The organism is Nocardioides sp. WG-D5, from assembly GCF_054031175.1.
In genome coordinates, this window is record NZ_CM132928.1 from 3,381,008 (window position 1) to 3,402,066 (window position 21,059).

Genomic DNA, 21,059 nt, shown 5'->3' on the forward strand with positions numbered 1-21,059 from the left:
CGGTCCAACGAGAAATGAGCATAGCCCAGAGACTGCTCCGACTCGTAATCGAGCCCTACCGTCGAGACGCACCACGCGGAGTCAGCGTCAGCAGGGTGGCCTCGGGGCGGCAGGCGATGCGGATCCGGGTGTAGGGAGAGGTGCCGAGGCCGGCCGAGACGTGCAGCCAGGCCTGCCGTCCGGCATGGGTGTGTGTGTGCAGCCCGCGCGCCCGGGCGGGGTCGATGTCGCAGTTGGTGGCCAGCGCCCGCCCGCCGGGCAGGCAGACCTGACCACCGTGGGTGTGACCGGCCAGGATCGCGTCGTAGCCGTCGGCGGTGAACTGGTCCAGGACCCGCAGATAAGGCGCGTGCGCGACCCCGAGGCGTACGTCCGCAGCAGCGTCCGCCGGCCCGGCGACCGCGGGCAGGTTGTCGAGTCCCAGGTGTGGGTCGTCGACGCCGGCGAAGGCGAACTCGATGCCGTTGACCGTCAGCGACGAGCGCGTGTTGGTCAGATCGAGCCAGCCCGACTTGGTGAACGACGCGGACAGGTCGCGCCAGGGCAGCTCAGGCACGTTCGTACGCCGCTTGCCGTTGTCCGGCAACAGGTAGCCGAACGGGTTGCGCATCCGCGGCTCGTAGTAGTCGTTGGACCCGTGCACGAAGACCCCGGGCACGTCGAGCAGCGTGCCGAGGGCGTTGACGATCGCCGGCACCGCCCGCTGGTGGGCGAGGTTGTCGCCGGTGTCGACGACCAGGTCGGGCTTCAACGCGGCGAGCGAGGCGATCCAGTCGAGCTTCTTGTGCTGCGAGGGGACCACGTGCATGTCGGAGAGGTGCAGCACCCGCAGCGGGTCCGCGCCCTCGGGAAGCACGGGCAGCGTCACGTCGCGCAGCGTGTACTGACGGGCCTCCCACAGGGCGTACGTCGTCAGGGCCGCGCCGGTGGCGAGCCCGGTGCCGAGGGTTGCGCCGATTACTGAGGCGAGCCGCATGGCTCAACCCTGCCACAATGGGTCCCATGAGCTCTTTGAAGGACCGACTTCGCACCGACCTGACCTCCGCGATGAAGGCTCGGGACAAGGATCGCGCCGGCACGCTGCGGATGGTCATGGCCGCGATCAGCGAGGCCGAGGTCGCCGGGAAGGAGGCCAAGGAGCTCACCGACGACGAGATCATCACGATCCTCACCCGTGAGGCCAAGAAGCGCCGCGAGGCGGCCACCGCCTTCGCCGAGGGCGGCCGCACCGAGCAGGCCGAGAAGGAGACCGGGGAGGCCGCGGTGATCACGGAGTACCTGCCCGCTCAGTTGAGCGCCGAGGAGATCTCCGACCTGGTCAGCAAGGCCATCGCCCAGACCGGTGCTGCCGAGGAGGGGATGCGCGCGATGGGCAAGGTGATGGGCATCCTGACCCCGCAGACCAAGGGCAAGGCCGATGGCGGCGCCGTGGCCGCTGAGGTGCGCAAGCAACTCGGCTGACGGCAGCACCGAACGAAGCGTGGCCCCCACCGGATCGGTGGGGGCCACGCTCGTCGTCAGGGCCAGGCGTCAGCCGGTCGGCCACTCCCAGCCGAAGTCGGGCTCGTTCGGATCGGCTCTCGGCTTCGGCTTGGCGTCGTCCTCCGGGGGCGTCGACTCCTCGGGCTGCTTTTTCTTCTTCTTCGGCTCGGGCTTCGGCTCCGGGCCCAGCGAGGTGTAGATCGTGACCGGTGACCCCTCGGCGGCGTCGCCGGAGGGAGTGGTGAAGGCGACCAGACCGCGGTCGTACTCGGAGTAGGCCTCCGGTCCGACCTGGACCTGGAAGCCGGCCTTCCGCAGCACCTTCGTCGCCTTCTCGACGGTCATTCCGCCCGTCCAGGGGACGTCGACCGTGCGGCCGGCGATCACGCTGGGGTCGGGCTCGTGGAAGTCCTCCCACTTGAGGTACTTGTCGATCACCTGCATCGCGCCGCCCCACATCGGGCCGGCCGTCGTCGAACCAGCTGCCTCGTAGACGTAGTTGCCACCGACGACCTGGCCGTTGAGGCTGAGCGGCGTGCCCTTGGAGTTGGCGCCGGCGATCATCGAGGCGGTCGCGAGCCTCGGGGTGTAGCCCATCAGCCACACCGCCTTGTTGTCCTGCGTGGTCCCGGTCTTGCCCGCGCTCGGGACGGACAGCGCCAGGTTCTGGCCGAAGCCGCCCGGCTCCATCACACCGCGGAGGATGTCGTTGACCGCGTCGGCCGTGCCCTTGGCCATCGCCTGCTGGCAGGTCGGGGCGTACTTCTTGATGACCTTGCCGTTGGCGTCGAGGATCTCGTTGACCGGCACCGAGTCGCAGTGCTTGCCACGGGCACCGAACGTCGCGTACGCCTCGGCCATCTCCAGCGGGCTGACGTCGACGACGCCGAGGGTGAAGGTCGGCACGCGCTCCGCGCCGCCGCAGCCGGTCTCGCTCGGCTTGCAGACGTGACCGTCGTCGAAGCTGACGCCGAACGGGGCGGTGAGCTTGACGCCCATCTTCTGCGCCATCTTGTAGGGCGTGCACATGCCGGTGAGCTGGAAGAGCTGGGCGTAGAAGGTGTTCACCGACTCCCGGGTGCCGGTGTAGGCGTCCTTGCTGCCCGAGGTGGTGGAGTTGTGGAACGTGTGGGTGCCGACGCGGTTGCCGTCGCCCGGGCAGCCGGCGAAGGTCGACTCGTTGAGGGTCAGCTCCTCGGGCGAGTTGATCTTCTGCTTGAGCGGGAAGCCCTGCTCGATGGCCGCGGCCAGGGTGAACGCCTTGAAGGTCGACCCGGCCTGGAAGCCGTTGGAGTCGCCCGACTTCTCCTTCGGGACCAGGTAGTTGAGGTAGGACTGGCCCTTCTTCTTGTTGTCACCCATCGGTCGCGACTGAGCCAGCGCCCGCACCCGACCGCTGCCGGGCTCGACCATCGCCAGGGCCCCGATCGCCTGGTCGGTGGCGTCGACGTGGTCCTCGACGGACTCCTGGGCGGCGTCCTGGAAGCGTTGGTCGAGCGTGGTCTTGATGGTCAGACCGCCCGACTTGATCAGCGCCAGCCGGTCGGTCTCGTTCTCGCCGAAGGCAGGGTCCTTGAGCAGCCACTTGATCACGTAGTCGCAGAAGAACTCCGCGGAGGAGCCGAGGCAGCCGTTGCGCTGCTTCTGCACGTTGAGGCCGAGGCCGGCGTCCTTCAGCTTCTCCGCCTCGGGACGGGAGACGACCTTGAGCGCGGCCATCCGGTCGATGACGACGTTGCGGCGGGCGATGGTGGCGTCGGGGTAGTTGGTCGGGTCGTAGCCGGTGGGGTTCTTCACCATCCCGGCCAGCATCGCCGACTGCTGCCAGTTGAGCTCGGAGGCGTTGACGTTGAAGTAGTGCTTCGCGGCCGCCTGGACGCCGTAGGCGCCGTCACCGAAGTAGGCCGCGTTGAGGTAGCGCTCCAGGATCCAGTCCTTGGAGTGCTGCTCCTCCAGCGCGATCGCGTAGCGCAGCTCGCGGATCTTGCGGGCCGTGGACTTCTCGATGGCCGCCTTGCGCTCGGCCTCGGTCTTCGCGGAGTAGACCAGCGTGGTCTTCACCAGCTGCTGGGTGATCGAGGAGCCACCCTGGACCGAGTCGCTGGCCTGGTTGGTGATCAGCGCGCGCAGCGTGCCCTTGAGGTCCATCGCGCCGTGCTGGTAGAAGCGGTAGTCCTCGATCGCCAGGAGCGCCTTCGTCATGTTGGACGAGATCTGGTCGAGCGGGCGGTAGACGCGGTTCTGGTCGTAGAGCGTCGTGATCAGGTTGCCTTTGCGGTCGACGATCTTGGTCGTCTGGGACATGTCGTCGACCTCGAAGGCCTTCGGCAGCGAGTCCATCTTCTCGGCCGTCTCCTTGGCCGCGATCCCGGCCACCCCGGCGAAGGGGATGGCCAGACCTGCGGCGACGACCCCGAGGACGGCTGCCACTCCACACATGACGGCGAGATGCTTGAGCACGGTCTGCGGGCGCAGCGACGGCGAGGACATGCTCGTCATCGTAGGTGATCGCGGCTAATAGCACATGATTCGCAACCGGGGCCGGACAGGGAGGCCACAAAGGGGTCCCGAGGCCCCTACTAGTCATTTCGGACTACGTACTTTGGGTAAGAAGGGTGTGTCACTCGACAGGTCAGGGTCCTTAACCTTTAGTCCGCACGGGCGCCCACGCCGTCAACTGGGGAGGGCGATGCGCTCCGACGAAGGGATGGCACACAATGTGGGTTGATGAATGGTCGCTACAGGCCGCTTGTCGTGAGAACGAGCCCGACGAGCTCTTCGTACGTGGCGCCGAGCAGAACAAGGCCAAGCTGGTCTGCTCCGGCTGCGCGGTCCGCACCGAGTGCCTGGCCGAGGCGCTCGACAACCAGATCGAGTGGGGTGTCTGGGGCGGCATGACCGAGCGCGAGCGTCGTGCGCTGCTCCGCCGCAGCCCCAACGCCTCGTGGCGTGCCGTGCTCGAGGCCGCACGCACCCGTGCCTCGGTGGAGTGATCACTCGTCCCCTACTCGAGTGGATCGCTGAAGATCTTGGTCGGAGCCAGGACGTACGTGACGTACGTCCTGGCTCTCCCCTTTTTCCAGGTGCTCAGCCCTGGGCCAGCAACCGGCCGATCTCGCGGAGCCCGTCGAGATCGTGTACGTCACCGGGCAGCGCCGGCACCACGGCGGTCGGCACGTGCGGGTGGGCGACGGCGAAGCGCTCGCGCAGCTGGTCCTGACGCTCGACCAGCAGGGCACGGTCGGCGTGGAGCCGCAGCAGGCCGGCGGTGAGCGGTGCGTCGGGGAGACGCTCCGAGGCGGCACCTGCCGCGGCGGCGGTGAGCGAGGCCTCGTCGGGCAGCGTGGCCCGGTTGACGACCAGCCCCTGGAGCGGCATCCGGTCGCCGGAGAGCCGCTCGACGAAGTAGGCGGCCTCGCGCAGTGCGTCGGGCTCAGGGGCCGCGATGACGAGGAAGGCGGTCTCGTCGGCCTGGAGCAGTGCGTACGTCTCCTGTGCTCGTTGCCGGAAGCCACCGAAGACGGTGTCGAGCGCGGTGACGAAGGTCTGCAGGTCGGTGAGCATCTGCCCGCCGAGCACCTTCTTGAGCGCGTTGGTCACGATGCTGATCCCGGCCGACATCAGCCGGACCGGTCCCTTCGCCGGCGCCAGCATCAGGCGCAGGAACCGGCCGTCGAGGAAGCTGGAGAGGCGTTCGGGTGCGTCGAGGAAGTCGAGGGCGCTCCGGCTCGGGGGCGTGTCGACGACGATCAGGTCGTAGTCGCCGTTGCCGCCGTTGTGGGCGAACGAGTCGCGGTAGAGCTGGCCGAGCTTCTCCATCGCCATGTATTCCTGCGTGCCCGCGAAGCTGGAGCTCAGCGCGATGTAGAACTGGTTGTTGAGGATCTGCTGGGCCTTCTCCGGGCTGGCCTGGGACTCGACCACCTCGTCGAAGGTGCGCTTCATGTCGAGCATCATCGCGTCGAGCCGGCCCGGTCCGACCCCGGGAACGGGGCGCGGGGTGTTGTCGAGCTGGGCGATGCCCATCGACTGGGCGAGGCGCCGGGCGGGGTCGATCGTCAGCACGACCACCTTGCGGCCGCGCTCGGCCGCCCGCAGCGCGAGTGCGGCCGACGTGGTCGTCTTGCCGACCCCGCCGCTGCCGCAGCAGACGATGATGTGGGTGTTTCGATCGTCGAGCAGCCGGTCGACCTCGAGGGTCCGGGTGTGGTCGGCGTGGGCGGCCAGCGGGCCGACGCGGGGGTGAGACGTCATGCGAGCCCCTGGTCCTTCAGCTCAGCAGCGAGCTCGTAGAGCCCGCCGATGTCGATGCCGCCGGCGATCCGGTTGAGCTCGTAGGTCGGGACACCGAGACCGGCGACGAGGTCACGCTGGGCGTCCTCGAGGGATCGGCGCTCGGCGTACTCCTTCGCCTCCGTGGTCAGCGCGGCGATCAGGGCCGGGTCGGGCTCGACGCCGGCGCGCTTGAGGTCCTCGGCGATGGTCTCGCCGTCGAGCGAGCCGGTGAGGGCAGCGGCCAGGGACTCGTCGGGGAGGTCGCGAGGGCGCACCTGGTTGACGATGACGCCGCCGACCGGAAGCCCGGCGGCACGCAGCTCGCTGATGCCGTCGGCGGTCTCCTGGACCGGCATCTCCTCGAGCAGGGTGACCAGATGCACCGCGGTCCGCCGGGAGCGGAACAGCGTCATCATCGTGTCGGCCTGGTTCTTGATCGGGCCGACCTTGGCCAGTCCCGCGACGGACTCGGACACGTTGAGGAAGGTCGTGATCCGGCCGGTCGGGGGAGCGTCGAGCACGACGGCGTCGTAGGTGCGGGCGCCCTTGTTGCGGCTGTTGCGCTGGACGGCCTCGAAGAGCTTGCCGGTCAGGAGGACGTCCCTGACCCCGGGCGCGATCGTGGTCGCGAACTCGATGACGCCGAAGCGGTCGAGGGCGCGGCCGGCCGGGCCGAGCTTGTAGTACATCTTGAGGTATTCGAGGAGCGCTTCCTCAGGAGCGATGTGCAGGGCGTAGACGTTGCCCGGCTCGGCGTCGGCGCCGGACCGGGACCGCATCCGCAGCCCGGTCGCGATGCGGGTCTCGGCATAGGGTAGCGGGTCGACGTCGAACATCCGCGCCACACCCTGCCGGCCCTCGACCTCGCAGAGCAGGACGTTCTTTCCGTGGGAGGCCAGCCCGAGCGCCAGGGCCGCAGCCACCGTCGACTTGCCCGTGCCGCCCTTGCCGGTCACCACGTGCAGCTGCACATGGGGCCAGTCGGAACTCATGGGGTGACTCTAACGGGGACGTGCCCTCAGGGGGTGATGTTGAGGTTCTCGACGATCTTGCTGCCGAGCGTGGTGTCGCCGGTGATCGTCACCTTGGCGGGGTCGGCGGAGGCCCGGCCGCCGGCGAGGAGGACGTACGTCTCGCGGTCGGTGGAGAGCGTGACGGTGGGCTCGGCCACCGGGTCCACGACGGGGACTCCCTTGCCCTCCCGGGTGACCGTGAAGGCGTACGGAGCGTGGCCCTCGGCCTCGACCACGACCGTGCAGCCGGGGTCGGCGCCGGCCTTCTTGGCGAGCACGAACCCGACGCCTTCGAGCAGGTAGTCGGCGGTGTGGAGGGCGCCGGCGGTGTCGAGGTTGCCCGGGCGGCCGGTCGCGCGGCGGATGTCCTGCTCGTGCAGCCAGACGTCGAGCGGCCGGTTGCGGAGCAGCTTGCCGTTGCTCCACCCGATCGCACCGAAGACGCCGGGCGCCGGCGCTGCCGGGTCATCGGGCGGGGAGGCGAGCAGCTCTTGGTGGCGTACGGAGGAGTAGCGGCGGATCTCGTCGATGATGCTCGCCGGTGCGGCCTCGCGGCGGGTGAGCACGCCGACCTCGGTGAACTGGCCCATCGGCGACCTGATGTGAGCCGACTCGGGCACCTCCGCCTCCTCGCGCGGAGCACCGGCGGTCAGGCCCTCGAGGTGAGCGACGTGGGAGGCGATGGCGCGGACGTCCCAGCCGGGCAGATCGGTGGGCCGGTCCCAGTCGGACTCGGAGAGCTCCTCCAGGAGCGCGAGGAGGTCCTGGATCGCGGACCACCAGGTGTCGACGTACGTCTTCAGCTGCTCGGTGGAAGTCACGGGGCCGACGGTAGTGGCTCTGTCGCTCGGTTGGAAGATCCAACCATGTCATCGGGAGGAGCCGCGCAGGTCTCGCGAAGTAGGGTGCGGCTATGACCAAGTGGGAATACCAGGTGGCGCCGGTCCTCAATCACGCAGCGGCGCAGATCCTCAACAACTTCGGTGCCGACGGGTGGGAGCTCGTCACCATCCTCGACAACGGCACGGGCAACTACGTCGGATTCTTCAAGCGGGCGGTCTCGGAGTGAGCGCCGCCCCTGAGGAGGTCCTCGCCGAGCTCGGGCTGAGCGTCCCGGACGTGGTGCCGCCGGTGGCGGCCTACATCCCGGCGGTGCGCTCGGGCAACCACGTCTTCACCTCGGGCCAGCTCCCGATGAAGGACGGTGCGCTGCTCTCGGTCGGCAAGGTCGGCGGGGACGTCACGGCCGAGGACGGCTACGCAGCCGCGCAGCAGTGTGCGCTCAACGCCCTGGCCGCGGTCAAGGCCGAGATCGGTGACCTCTCGCAGGTCAAGCGGGTCGTGAAGGTGCTGTGCTTCGTCGCCTCCACGCCCGACTTCACCGGCCAGCCGGGTGTCGCCAACGGTGCTTCCGAGCTGCTCGGCAAGGTCTTCGGCGACGCCGGCCGGCACGCCCGCTCGGCCGTCGGCGTGCCCGTCCTGCCGCTGGACGCGCCTGTCGAGGTGGAGATCGTCGTCGAGATCTGAGCCTCGGATGGGGGTAGGGCGCGGGTGCGCGCGTCGCTACAGTGACGAGCGTGCGCATCCCGATCCCTCCCGTCCGGCTTGGTGACGACATCGTGGCCTTGGCCGGGGAGTACGCCGAGGGCGTACGCACCCCGGTCGAGCCGCGCGACGCGGCGACGGTCCTGCTGCTGCGGCCGGGCTCGGATGCCGGGTCCTCTTCCAGCCCGGAGGTCTATCTGCTCCGTCGTCAGCTGACGATGGGGTTCGCCGCCGGGATGGCCGTCTTCCCCGGCGGCGGTGTGGACGTACGCGACGCCGAGCTGCCCGACTCCTGCTGGGCCGGGCCGTCCGCCGGTGAGTGGGCACGCCGGCTCGGGGTCGACGAGGCCCGCGCGCGAGCGCTGGTCGCCGCGGCGGTGCGGGAGACGTTCGAGGAGTGCGGCGTACTGCTCGCCGGGACGTCGGCCGATGCCGTCGTCGATGACGTCTCGGGCTCGGACTGGGAGGCGGACCGGGTCGCGCTGGAGTCGCACTCGCTGTCGTTGACCGAGCTGCTGACCCGGCGCGGGCTGGTGCTGCGTACGGATCTGTTGGGGCCGTGGGCCGCCTGGACGACGCCGGTCTTCGAGCCGAAGCGCTTCGCGACCTGGTTCTTCGTCGCCCGGCTGCCCGAGGGGCAGGTCACCCGGGACGTGTCGAGCGAGTCCTCCTCGGTGCACTGGCTCAGCGCCGCCGAGGCGGTCGACCAGGTCGAGGCCGGCGAGCTGGCGATGATGCCGCCGACCTACCTCAACTGCCTCGAGATCGCCTCGATCGGCACCGAGGACGACGTGCTCGCCGCCGCCGCGGAGCGCGAGCTGACCATGTTCACGCCTGCCGTCACGGAGGTCGACGGCGGCCACGCGCTGTCGATGATGCCGCTGCACGCCTCGCTCGTCGCCGGAAGGGGACGCTCATGACCGAGTCCTGGTCAGGTGGGACCTTCGGGGAGCGCGGCCAGTGCATCCTCGCGCCCAACCCCGGCATCATGTCGCTCGACGGCACCAACACCTGGGTGCTGCGCGAGCCGGGCGCGCGCCGGTCGGTCGTGATCGACCCCGGCCCTCTCGACGAGGGGCATCTCGATGCGGTCGCGGAAGCCGCCGGCGAGGTGGCGACGGTGCTGCTGACCCATCACCACTACGACCACTCCGAGGCGGCGCGGGCCTTCGCCGAGCGGGTCGGGGCCGGCGTACGTGCTCTCGATCCGGAGTACCGGCTCGGCACCGAGGGGCTCGGCGACGGTGACGTGATCGAGGTCGACGGCCTGGAGATCCGCGTCGTCGGAACTCCCGGGCACACCTCGGACTCGCTGTCGTTCTGGCTGCCGGGAGACCGAGCCGTGCTGACCGGAGACACCGTCCTCGGCCGCGGGACCACCGTGGTCGCCCACCCCGACGGCGAGCTCGGCGCCTACCTGGACTCGCTCGACCGCCTCCACGCGCTCGCCTCCGAGCATGGCGTCGGCAGCGTCTGGCCGGGTCATGGCCCGGTCATCGGGAACGCTCTCGGAGCGCTCGACTACTACATCGCCCACCGCCGGGAGCGCCTCGGACAGGTCGAGAGCGCCCTCGCCGAGCTCGGCGCCACGCCCGTCGAGGCGGACCCGAGGGCGATCGTCGAGATCGTGTACGCCGACGTCGACCAGGTCCTGTGGGGTGCGGCCGAGCTCTCGGTCAGGGCGCAATTGGCTTACCTCGCCGAGCGCTGAGGCCTACTCTTCGGCTCATGGCCACCCTGCCCGGAGTCGAGCTCCTGCTTCCCGATCCGCCCGCTTGGCGGGGTTGGCTGGAGGAGCATCATGCCGACACGTCCGCGGTCTGGCTGGTGCTGACCAAGAAGGGCGGCACGCTGACCACGTTGACCTGGCAGACCGCGCTCGACGAAGCGCTCTGCTTCGGCTGGATCGACGGTCAGGCCCGGCGGCGCGACGATCAGTCGTCGTTCCAGCGGTTCACGCCGCGTGGGCCGAAGAGCCGCTGGTCACTGCGGAACGTCGAGCACATCGCCCGGCTCGAGGCCGAGGGCCGGATGACCGCCGCCGGACGGGTTGCGGTGGAGGCGGCGAAGGCTGATGGGCGGTGGGAGGCGGCGTATGCCGGTCCGGCCACCGCCGAGACGCCTCCCGATCTCCTCGCCGCGATCGCCGCGGTGCCCGAGGCGCAGGCGATGTACGACGTCCTCACCTCGCAGAATCGCTACGCCCTCTACCACCGCATCACCGCGCTGAAGACCGAGGCCGCCCGGGCGCGCAGGATCGAGGAGTACGTCGCCATGCTGGCGCGGCACGAGACGATCCACCCCCAGAAGCGCCGGCCCCGGTAGCCCCGTTCAGGTGGCCATCTCGGTCTTCTTTCGCCTGACGTGTCCCCAGATGAGGAAGCCGGTCACGACTGCACCGATGGCTCCGATGGGCGGCAGCCAGCGGAGCGGGCTGGGCTCGGCCCACTCGGTCTCCGGAACCGAGACCACGACGTCAGGGGACAAAGACGTTGCGACGCTCAGGTTCTGCACGCCGGTGTCGATGTGAGCGACGATGTCGGTCGACCCGTCGGAGGCGACCGTACGGAGATCCCTGTCGTCCTCTTTCCTGGTCACGATCAACGCCGTGCCATGGGGGTCCCAGCCAGCGACGCCTTCGAAGGTCCGACCGTCGACGTCGACGCTGCGAACTGAAGGCTTCGGTCCGAGGCTGAGCACTGTGCGTGTGCGGGTGAAGCCGACCGAACCAATGCTCGGACCGTCGTCGCCGATCATGGATCCGACCCAGGTCGACACCGTGGTGGACTCGTCTCCCGGAAGGTCACCTTCATAGCCTGGCCATACCCGCGTACGGTCGCTCGAACGCATCCCGACCGTGCCGTCGGCGGAGATGCCCGCGTTGGTCCAGGAGCCATCAGGAAGGCGTTGGCTCGTGCCGTCCGAGATGTTGATCCTCCCTGCATCCTCAGACCCTCCCTGCTCGCTGGACCACACCAGCCAGGTGGAATCGGGTGACCAGGCGAGGCTCCTCACCCGGTTGTGATTGCCGGTGATCCCGAGAACGAAGGTGTCGACATCCCCGGAGAGCAGGTTGACGATGTTGACGCGACTTCCGTCAGGCCCCTTCCACGTCGAATACGCGAGTCGAGAACCGTCGGGTGACAGTTCCACGGTCGGTTCGTCGGAGAGCACTCGGGTTCCGTCGCTGTCCGGCAGGGCGAGCCTGTGGTACCTGCCTGCCGCCGTGATCACCACGGCTTGGATCTGTTCCCGGCTGTAGGGATCCTCGAAGGCGGCGAGGGCCCAGCCGACGTCGAACGAGGTGCTGATGGGCACGTCGGGAGCGCCCTCCTGAAACGGGTCGTTCCAGCGGATCTGGGTGGGAATCACAGCACGACTCGGTACGTCCGAATCACCTTGCGCCTCGATCTCGATCACGCCGCCTGGTCCCTCCACGTTGTCACCTCGCGACAAGGCGCCGGTCGTATCGATGAGGAAGAGAGCGCCCGCGAGGATCAGCAGAGCAGCGAGGACGGCGACGACCAGGAGCATGCGCCTCGCTCGCCGCCAGACGACGACCATCACGAGTGCAGCAACCAGCCAGAAAACCGCCCCGCCGATCCACGGGGGCCAGAAGAACGGTTTGCTCCGAGGCACCGTCGGGTGCTTGATCGAGTCGGCGTCGATGAGGTCGTAGGCGATGCTCACCGTGTCCGCAACCATCCCGGCGCTGCCGTCGAGTGCGATCAGCGAGTTGCCACCGGCGACCTTGTCCGCTGCCTCGTCATCGACGTTCCAGACCTGACCGAAGTAGACGTTGTCGGCGCCGTAGAGTTTGAGCAGCGGCGCATCTCCCGACCAGCCCACTGGCCGCCACATGCCATCGGAGGGGGTGGCGTAGGTCTGGCCGTCGCCGTCCACGGGGACAAGCCCATCCTCCGAGGTGATGTAGAGGTCAGAGCCGTGGAACATGATCGGCACGTAGACGGAAGCGCTCTCGGGAAGCCGCAGAGCGGTGAGCTTCCCCTCGGCGGATTGGACATGTAGTTGATCATCGGGGGTGCCGTTGAAGGCGATCGCACCCTCGTCGGAGACCGCCCAGAGGCCGAGGTCTGTCGCGTCGCCGATCTCTCCGGAGTAGGTGGTCACCTTGGCCGACGCGTGGGTGATGACGCCCGCGACGACATCGCCTGGGACGTACCCCGCGGTGTCCCAGCGGTCCATCTGTAGCCCGGTCCAGAGCAGCTGCCTTCCGCCCTCGGACCACTTCACGCCCGTGACGTAGGTGCTCCCGTCGTAGCTGAGGTCCCACTCGGAGATTTCGCCGGTGGTCAGGTCGGCGATGCGTACGCCGCCCGAGACGCGCTGACTGTCGGGCGCCGCGTCACGACCCAGACCCCAGGACCACGCCAGGTGGGTCCCGTCCGGTGAGAGAGCGAGCGGGCGGTGCCCGCCGTCGTCGCCGTATGAGTTCTGCCAGTAGGGATCGAGGCCGATGAAGTCGTCGAGGGCGAGCGGGTGGTAGTCGCCGTCGTCGGCATCGACGACGACCGCGACGGCTCCGTTCGAGTCCTGAGCCGGTTGGACGTACGCGATCGCGCCCGTGCCGATGGCCAGGTCGTGTTCCAGCTTCCCGACGTTGACGTAGCGGCCGTCCTCGGTCTCGGCCAGCCACGTCGGCGCCGCATAGATCGTGTCCGGGACGGCGAGATCGGTGTCGCCGCGGGCGGGGTCGACCTCGGCCGAGTCGCGGTGCGGAGCGAAGGCGACGGAGCCGGCGATGAGCGCGACGGCGGCTGAGATCGCACTGACGGCGATGACGACCGAGCGGCGATGGGCGCGGCGGCCGCGGACGAAGGTGTCGGTGGGTACGTACGCCTCGGGGGCTCGCTCGGCGATGCGGTGGAGCTCCTCACGGAGCTGCTGGTCAGTCATGGAGAAGCTCCTCGAGATGAGGTGCGAGGGTGCGCAGGCGGGCGAGGGCCTTGCGGGTCGTGGACTTGACCGTGCCGGAGTGGATCCCGAGGACGTGGGCGGTCTGGACCTCGGTGAGATCTTCGAAGAATCTGAGCACGAGGATCGTGCGTTGCCTCGGGGTCAGCTCGGCGAGCGCCTGCTCGAGGCTCAGCCGGAGATCGGAGTCCTTTGCCGGGGCAGAAGGTGCCTCGTACGACTCCATCGGAGTCTCCTGAAGACGACGTCGGCGCCACCAGGAGATGTTCTGGGTGTAGAGGATGCGACGGACGTACGGCTCGGGGTCGCCCTGGATGCGATGCCACGACTTGGCGGCGGAGAGGAGGGCCTGCTGGACGAGGTCTTCGGCGAGGTGCGCGTCACCGGTGAGCAGGTAGGCGGTTCGGGACAGCGCCGGGACCCGGGAGCGTACGAAATGCTCGAACGCCCCGCGATCGAGATCTGTGGGGGAGAACAAAGACACGGCCTCCTTTCACCGGCTACTACGCCGGATGAGAGGAGGCCGGGTGCCTGTTGAAAGGTAAAGACTCAGCGGGCGCGGCGGGCCATGCGCTCAATATCCATGATGACCACGCTGCGCGGCTCGAGGCGGAGCCAGCCGCGGCTGGCGAAGTCGGCCAGGGCCTTGTTGACCGTCTCGCGGGAGGCGCCGACGAGCTGGGCGAGCTCCTCCTGGGTGAGGTCGTGGTGGACGTGGACGCCGTCGTCGGCGGTGCGGCCGAAGCGGTCGGCGAGGTCGAGGAGGGCCTTCGCGACGCGGCCGGGGACGTCGGAGAAGACGAGGTCGGCGACGACGTCGTTGGCCTTGCGGAGGCGGCCGGCCAGCTGGGCGAGCAGGCCGCGGGCGACGACCGGGCGGCCCTCGAGCCACTTGAGGAGGTCCTCGTGCGAGAGGCTGGCGAAGGCGGAGTCGGTGACCGCGGTGACGGTGGCCGAGCGGGGGCCCGGGTCGAAGAGCGACAGCTCGCCGAACATCTGGCCGGGGCCCATGATCGCGAGCAGGTTCTCGCGGCCGTCGGACGAGGTGCGGCCGAGCTTCACCTTGCCGTCGATCACGACGTACAGCTTGTCGCCGGAGTCACCCTCGTGAAAGAGCACCTCTCCGCGGCGGAGCTTCGACTCTGCCATCGAGGCGTGCAGGGCCGTCATCGACTCGTCGTCGAGTGCGCTGAAGAGCGGTGCCTGACGGAGTACGTCGTTGTCCATTGCGGCCATTCCTCCTGGATTTTCCCCACATCCGCGGGTATTACACCGGGAATCCTATCTGTGGAACGTCTCACAGGTGCACATCCCCCACCGATAAGCCACCGATAAGCCCAGAAAGTGCATGTGTGTGGCCGTATTTGTGCTAGTCGTCTGCTGGGCCGGATCGGGATTGTCGGTGCGGCCGCGTAGCCTTGCTGCGTGCCTGCCCAGAAGTTTGCGACTGAGACGCGCCTGGGTCTGGTGCGTCGCGCCCGTCGGATCGACCGCATCCTCGGTGAGACCTACCCCGATGCGAAGGCCGAGCTCGACTTCACCAACCCGTTCGAGTGCCTCGTCGTCACGGTGCTGAGCGCCCAGACGACCGACAAGCGGGTCAACCTGGCCTCGCCCGCCCTGTTCGCGGCCTACCCGACCGCGAAGGAGATGGCGGCGGCGCCCCGGGAGCACCTGGAGCAGCTCGTCGGGCCGCTCGGCTTCTTCCGCGCCAAGACCGACGCGCTGCTGAAGCTGAGCGCCGTGCTGGTGGAGGAGTACGACGGGGAGGTGCCCTCCCGCCTGGAGCAGCTGGTCAAGCTGCCCGGTGTCGGGCGCAAGACCGCCAACGTGGTGCTCGGCAACGCCTTCGGCAAGCCGGGGATCACCGTCGACACCCACTTCGGTCGGCTCTCGCGTCGCTTCGGCTGGACGACCGAGAAGGACCCGGTCAAGGTCGAGCACGAGGTCGGCGCGCTGTTCGAGAAGCGGGACTGGACGATGCTGTCCCACCACGTGATCTGGCACGGGCGGCGGATCTGTCACGCCCAGAAGCCGGCGTGCGGTGCCTGCCCGGTGTCGCAGCTGTGCCCTGCGTACGGTGAGGGACCGACCGACCCGGTCGCCGCCGCGAAGCTGGTCCGCACGGAGGGCCGCAACTGATGCTTCGTCGAGTTGGTGCGGCGATGGCCGCTCTGCTGCTGGCGAGCCTGGCCGGTTGCGGCACCGAGTCCTCGGCCGGTGGCGGGCAGTCCGGCGCGCCGCTCGGCGACGGACCGTCCTCCTCGAACGTCGACGTGGCCACCGACGAGATGGTGGCGGCCAAGAAGGCATCCGACGTGGAGGAGTGCCGCCCGGGGTCTGCGAGCGACGGTGGTCTGCCGTCGGTCGAGCTGCCGTGCCTCGGTGGTGGCGAGTCGGCCGACCTCGCCTCGTTCGAGGGGCCGATGGTGATCAACCTCTTCCAGGGCTTCTGCGCGCCCTGCAAGGAGGAGATGCCCGCGCTGCAGAGCTTCTACGAGACCTACGGTGACGAGGTGCCGGTGATCGGCATCGACGTCCTGGACACCGTCCCCGGGGTCGCGCTCGAGGAGGCGATCTCGCGCGGGGTGACCTTCCCGATGTACGCCGATCCCGGCGGTGAGCTGCAGGGCGGTCCGCTCACCGCGCGGGCGGTGCCGACGACGTACGTCCTGTCCTCCTCGGGTGAGGTGGAGCTGCTTCAGATGGGCGGGATGGACAGCGAGACCCAGGTGAAGCAGCTGGTCGAGAAGAAGCTGGGGATCACGCTGTGAGCGAGCCTCAGCGGGCGAACCGTCCTGGCTTCGCGCGGCCGGAGTGGTTCGACGAGATCGTCGACGCGGCCGAGCGGATCCAGGGCGAGGACATCTCGCAGTTCCTGCCGCCCGCGGACGGCAGTGCGCGGGAGTCGGCCGTGCTCATGCTCTTCGGTGAAGGTCCCGAGGGCCCCGATCTGTTGCTGACCGAGCGCTCGCACACGATGCGCTCACACCCCGGCCAGGTGTCGTTCCCAGGCGGACGGCTCGATCCCGGGGAGACCGCCGAGGAAGCCGCGCTCCGCGAGGCGTGGGAGGAGACCGGCCTCGACCCGACAGGTGTCGACGTCGTGGGTCGGCTGCCGGCGCTGTGGATCCCGTTCTCCAACCATGCCGTGGTGCCGATCATCGCGTGGTGGCGGGAGCCGTCGCCGGTGACGACGCGCTCGGTCGAGGAGGTGCACGCGGTCTATCGGGTGCCGTTGTCCGATCTCATGGATCCGGCCCACCGGATCCAGGTGGGTTCGCCGGGGCGCGGCGGATGGCTGATGCCCGCGTTCTTGATCGGACCGGAGAAGGATGTCATCCTCTGGGGCTTTACAGGTGGAATCATCAACCGCTTCTTCACCTATCTCGGGTGGATCTCGGAGATTCCGGACGCCCCGATCAAGGAGTTGCCCGAATACATGCTGCAGGGACGCGAACGGAATCGGCCGTGAACTTTCTTGATTGGATCCTGATCGTCCTCGTCGGGGCCTATGCGCTTTCGGGCTACTGGCAGGGCTTCATCACCGGCGCTTTCGCGACCGGTGGACTGCTGCTCGGCGGCTTCATCGGCATCTGGCTGGCGCCGAAGGTGCTGGGCAGCGCAGCGCCGTCGTTGTGGGTATCGCTCGGTGCGCTGTTCGTCGTGATCGCCTGTGCATCCATCGGCCAGGCGGTGCTGCAGTACGGCGGAGTCAGGGTGCGCGACGAGATCACCTGGCAGCCGGCTCGGATCGTCGATGCGCTCGGTGGATCGCTGCTCAGCGCGGCTGCCGTGCTGGTGGTCGCCTGGGCGCTCGGTGTGGCGGTCTCCGGAGCTCAGATCAACGGGCTGACCCCGGCCGTACGCGGGTCGGCGATCCTGGCCAAGGTCGACTCGATCATGCCGTCGCCCGCCGACCGTGCGCTGCGCGCGTTCAACGACGTCGTCGGCACCTCGTTCTTCCCGCGCTACCTGGAGCCGTTCGCCCGTGAGCGGATCGTCGAGGTCGGGCCGGGCCCGCGCCGCATGCTCACCGACCCGGATGTCGTACGCGCCGGCGAGTCGGTCCTCAAGATCCGTGGCGCCAACGAGTGTGGCAAGGGAGTCGAGGGCACCGGCTTCGTCATCGGGCGCGGCTACCTGATGACCAACGCCCACGTCGTGGCCGGCGTCGATGACCCCAACGTGATCGTCGGCGACGGAGCCAACGACGCCAAGGTCGTCCACTACGATCCCGAGATCGACATCGCGGTCCTGAAGTTCAAGGGCGGCGGCAACCTCGACCGTCTCGAGTTCGACCGCACTGCCGCTGCCGAGGACCCGATCGCGGTCCTGGGGTATCCGCAGGACGGCCCCTTCGACGTACAGCCCGGCCGTATCCGTGCCGAGCAGCGCCTCCGCTCGCCCGACATCTACGGCGTCGGCACCGTCATCCGAGACGTCTACTCCGTACGCAGCCTCATCCGCCCCGGCAACTCCGGCGGCCCCATCGTCGACTCCGAGGGCGACGTCGTCGGCGTCGTCTTCGCCGCCTCGGTCACCGACTCCGAGACCGGCTACGCCCTCACCACCGACCAGGTCATCGACATCGCTCGCGAGGCTCGCTCGCAGACCGCTGCCGTCGACACGGGAGCCTGCGCCGGCTGACTTCTCGCCGAGGCGTCGGCTAGGTCGGCCGAGACGTCAGGCAGGCCTGCCGAGACGTCACTTACGTCGGCCGAGTTGGCAACACGATGCCAACTCGGCCGACGGGAGCGACGCTTCGGCCAGCGCGGCTGACGCTTCGGCTCGCGGCGGTGACGCCTCGGCCGGCGGCGGTGACGGCTCGGCCGGCGGCGGTGACGGCTCGGCCGGCGGCGGTGACGGCTCGGTCAGAAGCGGCGTGAGGAGTAGGTCGGGGTCAGGGCGTCCTTGATCTCGCGGAGCCAGGCGTCGAGACGGTCGCCGGTGAAGTCACCCTTGCGCACGATGACGATCGTCCAGCCGTGATCGATCAGCCAGCCCCGGCGCTCTTCGTCGTAGATTCGCTGGTCGGGGTCGTCATGGCCATCGCCGTCGTACTCGATCGCGACCTTGGCGAGTCGATAGGCGAAGTCGAGTCGGTAGGTCGGGATTCCTTCGACGTCCACCCAGACCTGAGCCTCGGGAAGAGGGAGACCGGCGTCGTTGATCGCGAGCAAGGTCCAAGACTCGCGCTGCGACTCGAGGCGACGGTTGAGAAGCGGGACGAGCTCCCGGAGTTGGACGACACCGCGACGTCCCCGAAACCGCGGCAACTCCTTGTCGAGGGCTGCACGGGTGATCCCGTGGTGTCGGGCGAACTCGTTGAGCGCCGCCATCGCCTCGCGCCGGTTCAGGTTGCAGCCGAGGTCGAGCGCCGTCCGCAGCGGTGTCGTCACACGTACGCCGCTGATGACGGTGATGTCCTTGGGGAGCAGGTCCCGCGAGCGGCCGTCGGTGCCCGGGCGCCGCGTGCGGGTGTGACCCCGGACGGCACACGTCTCCACGGCCGGAACCTGCGCCAGCTCTGTCTGGGTGAACGCGTTGATCCCGTGCACCCAGGCGGCGGTGCGGTCGCTGATCACCTGGTGCTCGGACACCACGTGCACCAGCGCCTCGGCGCGCTTGACCGGGTCGTCCTCGGCCTGGGCGGCGAGATAGACGCCCCGGAACGGGCGGCGTACGTCGCCATGGCTGATCGCCTGGGCGAGCGCGTAGCGACTGGTCGCGACCGACTCGATGTCGGACGTGGTGAAGGGTCGATCAGGCAGAGGGCCGTCGGTCTTGACGAGTGAGAGGTTCATGGCCGCAGCGTGCGTCAGGCCGCGTACGAAGTCATCCGTCTTTTCCGCAGCTGTGGATAACTCCGGGATCAATCTGCCCTGTGGAAGGAAACTGGCCCGTCACCGTGACGTTTCGGCCGACCGGAGTGACGCCTCGGCCGACGGGGCTGACGCCTCGGCCGACGGGGCTGACGCCTCGGCGGTGAGGGTCAGCGCTGGCCCTTGAGCGCCCGGGGGATCTCCTTGCCCTGGGCGATGGCCTTCTCGGGGGCCTTGACCTTCTTCACCTTGAGTACGCCGATGAATCCGAGCAACGCGGCCAGCAAGACGTAGAAGCCGAAGACGATGAGGAAGGACCAGTGCAGGCCGAGGCCGGCCCAGTGGATGAAGTAGGCCACCGAGACGGAGAGCATGATCACGGCCAGGACGAGCAGGAACGCGGCGGCGGCGAAGAGGCCGATGCCGACGCCGGCGTTGGTCACCGAGACCTTGAGCTCCTGCTTGGCGAGCGTGATCTCCTTGTTGACGAGCTCGGAGATGTCACGAGTGGCGTCGACGACGAGCTTCCCGATCGTCGGGTCCTCGCCGCCCGGGGACTTCACGATGTCGACTGCCATGGGAACCCTTCGCTGAACGTGTGTGTTGGGGAGCGTCCACGACCTTACCGGTCCCGACCCTGATCATCCTCGAACACGTCCGGCACGCCGTCCTTGTTGGCGTCGATCGTCTCCAGCTGCTCGATGCGACGGTAGACCCGGTTGCGGGCGCGCAGCACGACCGTGGCGAGCAGCGCGGCCAGCACGGAGCCGAACAGGACGCCCACCTTCATGTGGTCGTGAGCGGACGGGTCCGACCCGAAGGCCAGCTCGCCGATCAGCAGCGACACGGTGAACCCGATGCCGGCCAGCATCGCCATCCCGATGACGTCGGTCCAGGCGAGGTCGTCGTCGAGCGAGGCCCGGGTGAACCGGGCGAGCAGCCAGGTCGAACCGGTGATGCCGACGGTCTTGCCGACGACCAGGCCGAGGATGATGCCCAACGTGATCGGGTCGCGGAACGCCCCGGTGATCCCCGACCAGCCTCCCAACGAGACGCCCGCGGCGAAGAAGGCGAAGATCGGCACCGCGATACCGGCGGAGATGGGCCGGACCAGGTGCTCGAAGTGCTCGGCGAGGCCGCGCTTGGCCTCCGGGTTGCGGGCGATGACCGGCACGGTGAAGCCGAGCAGTACGCCGGCGACGGTGGCGTGGACGCCGCTGGCGTGGACGAGCGCCCAGGCGATCGCGGCGAGCGGGAGCAGCAGCCACGGGCTACGGATCCGACGCTGCACGAGCACCGCGAAGAGCCCGATCGGGACGAGCGCCAGCAGCAGGATCCCGATGTGCAGCTCCGAGGTGAAGAAGATCGCGATGACGATGATGCCGAGGAGGTCGTCGACGACGGCGAGCGTCAGCAGGAACGTACGCAGCCCTGCCGGCAGGTGCGTCGAGATGACCGCCAGGATCGCGACCGCGAAGGCGATGTCGGTGGCCACCGGGGTCGCCCAGCCGGCGAGCGAGCCGTCGCCGATCACGTTGACCGCCACGTAGACCAGGGCCGGCACGACCATGCCGCCGACCGCGGCCGCGATCGGCAGCGCGGCCCTGCGGGGGTCACGCAGGTCGCCGGAGACGAACTCGCGCTTGAGCTCGAGGCCGGCGACGAAGAAGAAGATCGCCAGCAGGCCGTCGGCCGCCCAGGCCCCGATGCTCAGGTCGAGATGGAGCGCGGCCGGCCCGACGCGGAAGTCCCGGAGCGCCTCGTACGCGTCCTGCAACGGGCTGTTGGCGAGGACGACCGCGATCACCGCGGCGATGATGAGGAGGATGCCGCCGGTCGTCTCGGCGCGCAGGATCTCGGCGGTACGCGAGGTCTCCAGCCAGGAGCCACGGGTGAACAGGCGGTTGCGGGTGTCGGTCACGAGTGGGCCTCCAGCGGCTCAGGGGTCGACGAACTCACGCCGACCAGACTTCCCGGCACACCT

At 69.0% G+C, this 21,059-nt stretch carries 22 protein-coding genes; 11 read left to right on the plus strand and 11 right to left on the minus strand.

Features of this window, described 5'->3' with window-relative positions; translation table 11 throughout:
- Positions 1-55 precede the first annotated feature (55 nt).
- Positions 56-976: a metallophosphoesterase gene (locus ACWZJV_RS16435; protein WP_457177184.1), complete on the minus strand. Its 921-nt coding sequence runs from the start codon at positions 974-976 to the stop codon at positions 56-58.
- Between the two features lie 26 nt (positions 977-1,002).
- On the opposite strand from ACWZJV_RS16435, the gene ACWZJV_RS16440 reads away from it, so the two are divergent.
- Positions 1,003-1,461 carry a GatB/YqeY domain-containing protein gene (locus ACWZJV_RS16440; RefSeq protein ID WP_457177186.1) on the plus strand — a complete coding sequence of 153 codons (459 nt, stop codon included), beginning with the start codon at positions 1,003-1,005 and terminating at the stop codon, positions 1,459-1,461.
- A 69-nt stretch (positions 1,462-1,530) separates the two neighbouring features.
- Here ACWZJV_RS16440 and ACWZJV_RS16445 read toward each other — a convergent pair whose 3' ends face one another.
- Complete coding sequence (locus ACWZJV_RS16445; RefSeq protein WP_457177188.1) at positions 1,531-3,972, minus strand: transglycosylase domain-containing protein; 2,442 nt, start codon at positions 3,970-3,972, stop codon at positions 1,531-1,533.
- A gap of 227 nt (positions 3,973-4,199) precedes the next feature.
- Here ACWZJV_RS16445 and ACWZJV_RS16450 point away from each other — a divergent pair, with 227 nt between their 5' ends.
- Positions 4,200-4,475 carry a WhiB family transcriptional regulator gene (locus ACWZJV_RS16450; RefSeq protein WP_008356248.1) on the plus strand — a complete coding sequence of 92 codons (276 nt, stop codon included), beginning with the start codon at positions 4,200-4,202 and terminating at the stop codon, positions 4,473-4,475.
- A gap of 94 nt (positions 4,476-4,569) precedes the next feature.
- On the opposite strand, the gene ACWZJV_RS16455 is transcribed toward ACWZJV_RS16450, so the two are convergent.
- The 3 genes from ACWZJV_RS16455 to ACWZJV_RS16465 are packed head-to-tail and all read right to left on the minus strand — an operon-like array spanning position 4,570 to position 7,591.
- Positions 4,570-5,736 (minus strand): ArsA family ATPase, encoded by a 1,167-nt coding sequence (locus ACWZJV_RS16455; protein WP_008356250.1) that lies wholly within the window; start codon positions 5,734-5,736, stop codon positions 4,570-4,572.
- Positions 5,733-6,749, minus strand: a complete 1,017-nt coding sequence (locus ACWZJV_RS16460) for an ArsA-related P-loop ATPase (RefSeq protein WP_196875817.1) — start codon at positions 6,747-6,749, stop codon at positions 5,733-5,735. Before ACWZJV_RS16460 ends, ACWZJV_RS16455 begins: the two co-directional genes overlap by 4 nt.
- Positions 6,750-6,775: 26 nt before the next feature.
- Positions 6,776-7,591 carry a maleylpyruvate isomerase family mycothiol-dependent enzyme gene (locus ACWZJV_RS16465; RefSeq protein WP_457177192.1) on the minus strand — a complete coding sequence of 272 codons (816 nt, stop codon included), beginning with the start codon at positions 7,589-7,591 and terminating at the stop codon, positions 6,776-6,778.
- Positions 7,592-7,683: 92 nt separating this feature from the next.
- Between ACWZJV_RS16465 and ACWZJV_RS16470 the strand changes: the two genes are divergently transcribed.
- From ACWZJV_RS16470 to ACWZJV_RS16490, 5 genes are read left to right on the plus strand one after another with little or no spacing between them, the layout of a single operon-like run.
- Entirely contained in the window at positions 7,684-7,839 is a 156-nt protein-coding gene (locus ACWZJV_RS16470; protein ID WP_008356256.1) for a DUF4177 domain-containing protein, read from the plus strand.
- Positions 7,836-8,297 carry a RidA family protein gene (locus ACWZJV_RS16475; protein WP_008356258.1) on the plus strand — a complete coding sequence of 154 codons (462 nt, stop codon included), beginning with the start codon at positions 7,836-7,838 and terminating at the stop codon, positions 8,295-8,297. Before ACWZJV_RS16470 ends, ACWZJV_RS16475 begins: the two co-directional genes overlap by 4 nt.
- Positions 8,298-8,347: 50 nt before the next feature.
- Entirely contained in the window at positions 8,348-9,235 is an 888-nt protein-coding gene (locus ACWZJV_RS16480; protein WP_457177194.1) for an NUDIX hydrolase, read from the plus strand.
- Positions 9,232-10,026 (plus strand): MBL fold metallo-hydrolase, encoded by a 795-nt coding sequence (locus tag ACWZJV_RS16485; protein ID WP_457177196.1) that lies wholly within the window; start codon positions 9,232-9,234, stop codon positions 10,024-10,026. The genes ACWZJV_RS16480 and ACWZJV_RS16485 overlap by 4 nt, the downstream gene beginning before the upstream one ends.
- A 17-nt stretch (positions 10,027-10,043) precedes the next feature.
- Complete coding sequence (locus ACWZJV_RS16490; protein WP_457177198.1) at positions 10,044-10,640, plus strand: YdeI/OmpD-associated family protein; 597 nt, start codon at positions 10,044-10,046, stop codon at positions 10,638-10,640.
- 6 nt (positions 10,641-10,646) lie between these two features.
- Here the strand turns inward: ACWZJV_RS16490 and ACWZJV_RS16495 are convergent, their stop codons facing one another.
- The 3 genes from ACWZJV_RS16495 to ACWZJV_RS16505 all read right to left on the minus strand — a co-directional run bounded on the left by ACWZJV_RS16495 (position 10,647) and on the right by ACWZJV_RS16505 (position 14,477).
- The gene (locus tag ACWZJV_RS16495; RefSeq protein ID WP_457177200.1) at positions 10,647-13,232 is read right to left on the minus strand and encodes a TolB family protein; all 2,586 of its coding nucleotides are present in this window, start codon (positions 13,230-13,232) and stop codon (positions 10,647-10,649) included.
- Entirely contained in the window at positions 13,225-13,734 is a 510-nt protein-coding gene (locus tag ACWZJV_RS16500; RefSeq protein WP_457177202.1) for a SigE family RNA polymerase sigma factor, read from the minus strand. Before ACWZJV_RS16500 ends, ACWZJV_RS16495 begins: the two co-directional genes overlap by 8 nt.
- A gap of 65 nt (positions 13,735-13,799) precedes the next feature.
- Positions 13,800-14,477 (minus strand): Crp/Fnr family transcriptional regulator, encoded by a 678-nt coding sequence (locus tag ACWZJV_RS16505; protein ID WP_008356269.1) that lies wholly within the window; start codon positions 14,475-14,477, stop codon positions 13,800-13,802.
- 198 nt (positions 14,478-14,675) lie between these two features.
- Between ACWZJV_RS16505 and nth the strand changes: the two genes are divergently transcribed.
- From nth to ACWZJV_RS16525, 4 genes are read left to right on the plus strand one after another with little or no spacing between them, the layout of a single operon-like run.
- On the plus strand, positions 14,676-15,392 hold the full coding sequence (gene nth, locus ACWZJV_RS16510) for an endonuclease III (RefSeq protein WP_008356271.1): 717 nt from the start codon (positions 14,676-14,678) through the stop codon (positions 15,390-15,392).
- Positions 15,392-16,024: a TlpA family protein disulfide reductase gene (locus tag ACWZJV_RS16515; RefSeq protein WP_457177205.1), complete on the plus strand. Its 633-nt coding sequence runs from the start codon at positions 15,392-15,394 to the stop codon at positions 16,022-16,024. Before nth ends, ACWZJV_RS16515 begins: the two co-directional genes overlap by 1 nt.
- The gene (locus ACWZJV_RS16520) at positions 16,021-16,725 is read left to right on the plus strand and encodes an NUDIX hydrolase (RefSeq protein WP_457177207.1); all 705 of its coding nucleotides are present in this window, start codon (positions 16,021-16,023) and stop codon (positions 16,723-16,725) included. Before ACWZJV_RS16515 ends, ACWZJV_RS16520 begins: the two co-directional genes overlap by 4 nt.
- The gene (locus tag ACWZJV_RS16525) at positions 16,722-17,900 is read left to right on the plus strand and encodes a MarP family serine protease (RefSeq protein WP_008356278.1); all 1,179 of its coding nucleotides are present in this window, start codon (positions 16,722-16,724) and stop codon (positions 17,898-17,900) included. The genes ACWZJV_RS16520 and ACWZJV_RS16525 overlap by 4 nt, the downstream gene beginning before the upstream one ends.
- Positions 17,901-18,124: 224 nt before the next feature.
- Here ACWZJV_RS16525 and ACWZJV_RS16530 read toward each other — a convergent pair whose 3' ends face one another.
- From ACWZJV_RS16530 to nhaA, 3 genes are all read right to left on the minus strand, one after another.
- Positions 18,125-19,057, minus strand: coding sequence for a DUF559 domain-containing protein (locus ACWZJV_RS16530; protein WP_457177209.1), 933 nt, complete (start codon positions 19,055-19,057; stop codon positions 18,125-18,127).
- A gap of 188 nt (positions 19,058-19,245) precedes the next feature.
- Complete coding sequence (locus tag ACWZJV_RS16535; protein WP_008356285.1) at positions 19,246-19,653, minus strand: phage holin family protein; 408 nt, start codon at positions 19,651-19,653, stop codon at positions 19,246-19,248.
- Positions 19,654-19,697: 44 nt separating this feature from the next.
- Positions 19,698-20,996, minus strand: coding sequence for a Na+/H+ antiporter NhaA (gene nhaA, locus ACWZJV_RS16540; RefSeq protein WP_008356287.1), 1,299 nt, complete (start codon positions 20,994-20,996; stop codon positions 19,698-19,700).
- Positions 20,997-21,059: the final 63 nt, after the last annotated feature.

What these genes read in the sequence shown, in the direction of transcription:
- ACWZJV_RS16515 (WP_457177205.1), top strand. Translation starts at nt 15,392, where the DNA reads ATGCTTCGTCGAGTTGGTGCGGCGATGGCCGCTCTGCTGCTGGCGAGC.
- ACWZJV_RS16460 (WP_196875817.1), bottom strand. Translation starts at nt 6,749, where the DNA reads ATGAGTTCCGACTGGCCCCATGTGCAGCTGCACGTGGTGACCGGCAAG.
- ACWZJV_RS16535 (WP_008356285.1), bottom strand. Translation starts at nt 19,653, where the DNA reads ATGGCAGTCGACATCGTGAAGTCCCCGGGCGGCGAGGACCCGACGATC.
- ACWZJV_RS16490 (WP_457177198.1), top strand. Translation starts at nt 10,044, where the DNA reads ATGGCCACCCTGCCCGGAGTCGAGCTCCTGCTTCCCGATCCGCCCGCT.
- ACWZJV_RS16470 (WP_008356256.1), top strand. Translation starts at nt 7,684, where the DNA reads ATGACCAAGTGGGAATACCAGGTGGCGCCGGTCCTCAATCACGCAGCG.
- ACWZJV_RS16505 (WP_008356269.1), bottom strand. Translation starts at nt 14,477, where the DNA reads ATGGACAACGACGTACTCCGTCAGGCACCGCTCTTCAGCGCACTCGAC.
- ACWZJV_RS16485 (WP_457177196.1), top strand. Translation starts at nt 9,232, where the DNA reads ATGACCGAGTCCTGGTCAGGTGGGACCTTCGGGGAGCGCGGCCAGTGC.
- ACWZJV_RS16455 (WP_008356250.1), bottom strand. Translation starts at nt 5,736, where the DNA reads ATGACGTCTCACCCCCGCGTCGGCCCGCTGGCCGCCCACGCCGACCAC.
- ACWZJV_RS16450 (WP_008356248.1), top strand. Translation starts at nt 4,200, where the DNA reads ATGTGGGTTGATGAATGGTCGCTACAGGCCGCTTGTCGTGAGAACGAG.
- ACWZJV_RS16530 (WP_457177209.1), bottom strand. Translation starts at nt 19,057, where the DNA reads ATGAACCTCTCACTCGTCAAGACCGACGGCCCTCTGCCTGATCGACCC.
- ACWZJV_RS16495 (WP_457177200.1), bottom strand. Translation starts at nt 13,232, where the DNA reads ATGACTGACCAGCAGCTCCGTGAGGAGCTCCACCGCATCGCCGAGCGA.
- ACWZJV_RS16435 (WP_457177184.1), bottom strand. Translation starts at nt 976, where the DNA reads ATGCGGCTCGCCTCAGTAATCGGCGCAACCCTCGGCACCGGGCTCGCC.
- ACWZJV_RS16440 (WP_457177186.1), top strand. Translation starts at nt 1,003, where the DNA reads ATGAGCTCTTTGAAGGACCGACTTCGCACCGACCTGACCTCCGCGATG.
- ACWZJV_RS16445 (WP_457177188.1), bottom strand. Translation starts at nt 3,972, where the DNA reads ATGTCCTCGCCGTCGCTGCGCCCGCAGACCGTGCTCAAGCATCTCGCC.